This is a genomic window from Microcystis sp. (genome assembly GCF_048564745.1).
Taxonomy (GTDB): domain Bacteria; phylum Cyanobacteriota; class Cyanobacteriia; order Cyanobacteriales; family Microcystaceae; genus Microcystis; species Microcystis ichthyoblabe_A.
Window position 1 is genome coordinate 49,695 of record NZ_JBLZRT010000040.1, and the last position, 6,757, is coordinate 56,451.

At 46.4% G+C, this 6,757-nt stretch carries 4 protein-coding genes; 2 read left to right on the forward strand and 2 right to left on the reverse strand.

Annotated elements, in window-relative coordinates:
* Positions 1-97 precede the first annotated feature (97 nt).
* On the reverse strand, positions 98-568 hold the full coding sequence (gene rimP / locus ACOCD9_RS06935) for a ribosome maturation factor RimP (RefSeq protein ID WP_287704620.1): 471 nt from the start codon (positions 566-568) through the stop codon (positions 98-100).
* 213 nt (positions 569-781) lie between these two features.
* Between rimP and ftsH the strand changes: the two genes are divergently transcribed.
* A complete protein-coding gene (gene ftsH, locus ACOCD9_RS06940; RefSeq protein WP_419546870.1) occupies positions 782-2,677 on the forward strand; it encodes an ATP-dependent zinc metalloprotease FtsH in 1,896 nt (631 codons plus the stop codon).
* Positions 2,678-2,762: 85 nt separating this feature from the next.
* On the opposite strand, the gene ACOCD9_RS06945 is transcribed toward ftsH, so the two are convergent.
* Complete coding sequence (locus ACOCD9_RS06945) at positions 2,763-3,551, reverse strand: response regulator transcription factor (protein ID WP_287704616.1); 789 nt, start codon at positions 3,549-3,551, stop codon at positions 2,763-2,765.
* Positions 3,552-4,820: 1,269 nt separating this feature from the next.
* Here ACOCD9_RS06945 and ACOCD9_RS06950 point away from each other — a divergent pair.
* On the forward strand, positions 4,821-6,401 hold the full coding sequence (locus ACOCD9_RS06950; RefSeq protein WP_287704614.1) for a S8 family serine peptidase: 1,581 nt from the start codon (positions 4,821-4,823) through the stop codon (positions 6,399-6,401).
* Positions 6,402-6,757: the final 356 nt, after the last annotated feature.

The following is a 6,757-nucleotide window of genomic DNA, read 5'->3' on the forward strand; positions in this document are numbered from 1 at the left end:
TTAGTTAGAACTTGGAATAGGCAATAAGGAACAGGCAATGGGCAATAGAGAGAATAAATAAAAGCAGTCTCCTGGCGACCGTCTCCTGTCCTTTTTTTTACTTTTGATCCCGCCGCTCATCTAAACGGACGCTGATGACGGTAGTGCGATCGATGGTCAGGGAGCGACCTTTTTGGTTAAGATAAATAGATTGCTGGTCTCTACCTTGCAGTTTTCCGCGCCATTCTTGCGGTTTTCCCTGGCTATCCTGGCCGGTAACGATGACGGGAAAACCTTTAAAAGACTGAAATTCGCGCTCACTGCTCAGTTGTCGAGAAATGCCGGGGCTAGATATTTCTAAAACGTAGGCCCCGGGTAAGATTTCTTGACTGTCGAGGGCGGTTTCTAAGGACCGACTCATCTGCTCACAGTCCTCTAAACCAGTATCTCCCGCAAGATTGCGAATATCGACGCGCAGGACGGGAGGCCTTTTATTGGTTTGGAAAACGATATCGACCACTTCTAGCCCCAAGTTTTCAGCGATAGGGGTGGCTAGGTGCAGCAGGTCGGGGATGAGCGGATGGGTCATGATTTAGACAATAAAAAAAGCGGGCGAAACCCACTTCCCTAAACTGTTAGTGATTGGGATAGGCAGTGGTTAGACTACCTAGCTGAATACAATATAGCAAAAAACCGTCATCACTATTTGCCCCCGGGGTTGTGCCTAAGGGAAACAGAACAGTGGTCACGATCGAGTCGATCTGTCACAATGAATACAGGGTAACTAGATATAGAGTCAATTATGGATCAAAAATCTCCACTCACCGTAGTTAGAGCCAAGTCAGCCAAGAATCGTGGTCATCGGCCAGTATGGAAAGGGATTGTCACCACTTGGATGATTCTGCAAACCTTTGGCCATGTCACTCCTGCTTGGAGTCAAAAAAACCAAAATACCCTCACCTACGGTGAATTGTTAGAGAAGATCGACCAAGGAAAGGTAAAAAAGGTGGAAATCAATCCTTCTTTGCAGCAGGCAGCAGTTACCCTCGTCGGTCAAACGGACAAGGATCCCCCGAAAGAAGTCAATTTATTTGACCAAAATCCCGAATTAATCAAGAAACTCGATGCTAAAAAAATTGAGTACGGCATTCTCCCCAGCACTGACAATTCAGCCTTGATCAATGTTCTCACTAACCTGTTAGTGATTATTATCGTCTTGGGATTATTGGTGTTTATTATCCGTCGTTCTGCTAATGCTTCCGGTCAAGCGATGAACTTCGGTAAATCAAGGGCGCGGTTTCAGATGGAGGCGAAAACCGGCATAGAATTCGATGATGTGGCGGGTGTGGATGAGGCCAAGGAAGATCTAGAGGAAGTGGTAACATTCCTCAAACAACCGGAAAAATTTACGGCTATTGGCGCGAAAATCCCCAAGGGAGTCCTGTTAATCGGGCCCCCAGGGACGGGGAAAACTTTACTGGCTAAAGCGATCGCAGGAGAGGCGGGAGTACCTTTTTTCAGCATCTCCGGGTCGGAATTTGTGGAGATGTTTGTCGGGGTTGGTGCGTCGCGAGTGCGAGATTTGTTCCGAAAAGCCCAGGAAAATGCCCCTTGTTTGGTTTTTATCGATGAAATTGATGCCGTTGGTCGTCAAAGAGGGATCGGTTATGGGGGAGGTAATGATGAACGGGAACAAACCCTGAACCAATTATTGACGGAAATGGACGGTTTTGAGGGAAATACTGGCATTATCGTCATTGCCGCCACCAACCGCCCTGATGTTTTGGATTCGGCCTTGCTGCGTCCGGGTCGTTTTGACCGACAGGTGGTGGTGGATTATCCAGATTCTAAGGGACGTTTGGCCATTTTGGAGGTCCATTCTCGCGATAAAAAGGTGGCTGCTGATGTGGCTCTGGATGCGATCGCCAGGCGCACCCCCGGTTTTACTGGGGCAGATTTGGCGAATATGCTCAACGAAGCGGCGATTTTTACCGCTAGACGGCGCAAAGAGGCGATTACTATGGAGGAGGTCAACGATGCGATCGATCGGATTGTGGCCGGTATGGAAGGGCGAGCTTTAGTGGATAGTAAAGCCAAGCGTTTGATCGCCTATCATGAAGTCGGCCATGCGATTGTCGGTACTCTCTGTCCCGGTCACGATCAAGTGGAAAAAGTCACCCTGATTCCCCGGGGGCAAGCGCAGGGGTTAACTTGGTTCACTCCTGATGAAGAACAGGGTTTAACCAGTCGTTCCCAGTTATTAGCCCGAATTGCGGGATTATTAGGGGGACGAGTGGCGGAGGAATGTGTCTTCGGTAAGGATGAAGTGACTACCGGGGCCGGTAATGATATTGAAAAAATCACCTATCTGGCCCGACAGATGGTAACGCGTCTGGGAATGTCGGAATTGGGATTGATTGCCCTAGAGGAGGATGGTAATTCCTATCTCGGTGGTGCTGGTGCTGGTTATCATGCCGACCATTCTTTCGCGATGATGGCGAAAATTGATGCACAAGTGCGGGAACTTGTCAAGCAATGCCACGATTTAGCAACAAAACTTATCCTTGACAATCGTGTGGCGATCGATCGCTTGGTGGATATACTGATTGAACAGGAAACCATTGACGGCGACGAATTCCGACGTTTATTGACGGAATTTCAGCAACAAGCAGATCGGTCAATGGTGACTACGGTTTAATTTGCCCTTCGTCTCCTCGCTTCGATTAAGTGGTTAGGAGACGATTTCAGCAAAAAATCGGCTAATCAGTCGGACAAAGCCAGAATTAACGACTAACATTGTGAGCAGGAATTTTACTAATGGAATGGCCGTTATGATTGCCTTTGGTGGGGGCAATAATATTAGCTTCTAAAGCTGAAGTCATCTCGGCCAACATTTCTAGATTGAAACGATAGCCGACGTTGCGGACGGTTTGAATTAAATTAGGTTGTCTGGGATCGGTTTCGATTTTTTTCCGCAGAGAGAGAACATGAGTATCGATTGTCCGGGGATTATCAATTTCCTCGGGCCAAGCGCGACGCAGTAAATCGGCCCTTGATAGGGGTGTTCCCTCCGCTTGGGCTAAAACGTAGAGTAGGCTAAATTCTTGGGGCGTTAATTCGATATATTCCCCGCGAAATTGTACCCGTCGTTGGGCTAAATCTATTTTTAATTCGCCATAATCCAAGTGTAGGGGAGCAGCCCTACTGCCTAAACGACGAGTTAACACTTCTACCCTAGCCATAAATTCTTGCATTCCAAAGGGCTTTCTCAGGTAGTCGTCGGCCCCCGCTTTTAAACCATTGACCACATCTTTTTCGCCATTACGGGCCGAGAGAATCAGTATTAAAGACTGTTTTTGTTGATAAAGCCAACGGCAGAGTTCGATTCCATCCCCATCTGGCAAATCGGAATCGATAATTGCTAAGGTTGGTTGACGATGAAGGAAAGCTTGACGCGCACTTTGCAGGGTTGCCGATTGATTGACCAAATAACCGGCCTGTTGCAGATGCCAAGCTAATAGCGATCGCAAGTGCGGGTTGCCCTCAACAATAGAAATATGGATCGATACCACTTGAGTTTCTGCCCCATTACTGCACAGATTGACACATTGTCAGGGTATCAGAATTAATGTCAAGATGTTGTAACAATCGTAACATTCGTTAGCTGTCAGACTTCGGCACAAGCTCAGTAGTTCGACAAGCTCACTAACACGAACGCTTTTTTCTCCCTTCTCCCTGCTTCCATCACCCCATCACCCCCCGCAATGGCTCGACTGAGCTTCGCCGAACGTCCGAACGTCGCGCACGAAGTGGTCTGCCCACTTCATAATTCATAATTTATCCCACTTTCCGCACTTCTTAACATTCAATTGGTAATTCTTACCAATATATTGCTTAAAATCCCTTGCCAGTAGTGACTATAGCTACAATAACGGATGTTGATCAAGGTGAAGAATTGTAATTTTTTTTCTCATAAAAAATCAATTATTGAAAATGTTCTCAATAGTAGTTTCTACAATCAAGGTTTTTCCTCAAAACATCTTGGGGAATGTAAAAATATATAAAAATATATGAAGATGTGCGGAATGTCGTTTACAATTTATGATTCATAATTTCATCACCCCACTCCCCACTTCATAATTCATAATTCATAATTTGTAGTTTGTAATTCATACTTACCCGAAAATGTCTTGACTATCAAACCCCATTTAAGGTATTCTATTGAATGATGTCAGAGGTGGTGGAATCTGGGAGCATCTCACCTTTGTAACCCCTAAATCAGGTTTTTATGTCAAGCTGTTTTGAAAGCCTTGCTAGAAACCAGTTTTATGGATAAGTATAATTACTGACTTGCATAAATGAGATGCTCCCGTGGAATCCAGATTTGAATTGGCGTACAAACTCGGACAGTAATGCAATTCAGATTTGAATTAGCCTACTCTTTGTGGGACTTACCCAAAAGCTCACAAATATTCTCTGTCTGCTCATATCTTCTTGATTGTTATCTCAGCCATCTAACCACTAAAAAACGACTAGAACACCATGATAGATAACTTTGTCGCCAACGACATCTATAACTATATAGATGGTCTAGATTCCTCATGTTTTGAGAAATTTTTGGCGGGGAATAAGTCATCAATTTTTCCCACCATAGCCACTAACTGCATAGCATTAGATCGCACCCCCAGTATATGTCAGTCAAAGTTTTCACCTGACTTATACACTATACGACGGTAAAGGGAGGGCGGAGATCGAAATAACCCCCAACTCCCCAGAAATAAGTATCGACAGTTAGGAACCAACCCCTGACCTCACATCTGAAGCACTCAAGGAGAAAAAATATGCTTGACCAAAGTTTCAACCTATCAGACAGCAATGTTTTAGATGATATCTTCCAGTTACCAACCCTTGGCGTGGGATCAGGTTTGGGACGCTCCGACTTGATTACCCCTGTTTTCCGCAAAAGTCTCCAGGGCATGGATTCTGGCTTTTTAAGCAATTCTGTGGAAGAATCCCAGCTAGGACTAGAAAATCGCTGGCAATCATCCCAATCCCTTTCCTCTTGGCTTAACGGCGATGATTTTTTAACGGGTCAAAGTAGTTTTGTGGGTCTTTCCAGTTCCGTTGACCTAGCCGGCAATACCCGCGCCAATGCCAGAGTGATTACCGTCGGTTCCAGCACCACCAGTTACACCGATTGGGTAGGAAGCACCGACACCAACGATTACTATCGTTTCACCCTCGCTAATTCTAGTAACTTTAATCTCGGTCTAACTGGAATGACCGCCGACGCGGACGTGCAACTGTTAAATAGTAGCGGTTCTCTCATTGCCTCCTCTATTAACGGTGGTACGACTTCTGAGAGCATTACCCGTCAGTTGAGTGCAGGCACCTACTACATTCGTGTCTATCCCTATAGTGGCAATACCAACTATAATCTCGCTGTTTCGGCTACCACAGCCCCAGTTGTACCCGGATATAGTGCCATTTCAGGATACGGTTTAGTTAATGCCGCGAAAGCCGTCGCTGGAGCCTTGAATCAAAGTCCTTTTGCCAACGTTCCCACTTTTGGTGGTGCTAATGACTGGGGGGTTAACTTAGTTAATGCTCCCGAAGCTTGGGCAAGAGGTTATACAGGACAAGGAGTAGTCGTTGCTGTACTAGATACAGGAGTTGACCGCAATCATGCCGACTTAGCGGGCAATATTTGGACGAATGCGGGCGAAATTGCCAATGATAGTCTTGATAACGATGGCAACGGTTACGTTGATGACGTTTATGGCTGGAACTTTGCCAATGGCAATAATAACACTTTAGATGGCAACCGCCATGGCACCCATGTGGCGGGAACCATTGCTGCCCGTAATAATGGTTTCGGAGCCACTGGTGTGGCCTACAATTCCAGAATTATGCCGGTGAAAGTTTTGAGCGATTCTGGTAGTGGCAGCTATAGTGGCGTTGCCCAAGGCATTCGCTATGCTGTAGACAACGGTGCTGATGTGATTAATATGAGTTTGGGCGGTGGTAGCACTGACAGCGCGGTTCAATCAGCCCTCCAGTATGCCAGCAGTCGTGGTGTTATCGTGGTTATGGCCGCCGGTAATGAGGGGGCAGCTCAACCCAGTTATCCCGCTTCCAGTGCCACCTCTTGGGGTCTTGCCGTAGGTGCCGTTAATAGTTCTAACCAGATGGCTTCCTTCTCCAATCGTGCCGGCTCCAATTCTTCGATGAGGTATGTCACCGCTCCAGGCGTGCAAGTGTATTCTACTCTCCCTAATGGTGCCTATGGTTTCTTGAGTGGAACCTCCATGGCAGCACCTCATGTAGCTGGAGTGGTAGCCCTAATGTTGAATGCCAATCCTAATCTGACCGATGCTCAGGTACGTCAAATTATTACGACCACAGCAGGTAATGTCGCCTAAAACTTGGCTGTTTTTCGGCCTCAGATTTCTTATCTTCAGGCATCAGCTTTTCGCTGATGCCTGATTCCTGTATCTCATTATCTAAATCACTCGTTAAGATTGCAGGGGAGTGCCGGAGCTGCGGAGCAGGGAGAGGCAGTTCGAGCATTTGTACTAAAATTTCCAATACTCGGCAATTCCCGTGCATGGTTAATTAAGAAAAATAAACTGTAGCCAAATATACTGTTTTTCCCGTGTTCTAATGGGGATAGATAGGGGGAAAAAAATCATGTCGAAATCACTCTTTACCGATGCCAGCAGTCGCCTAGAACGGGCCCTTAAGTATGTCTCCATTTCCGATGATGCGATCGAGCGGT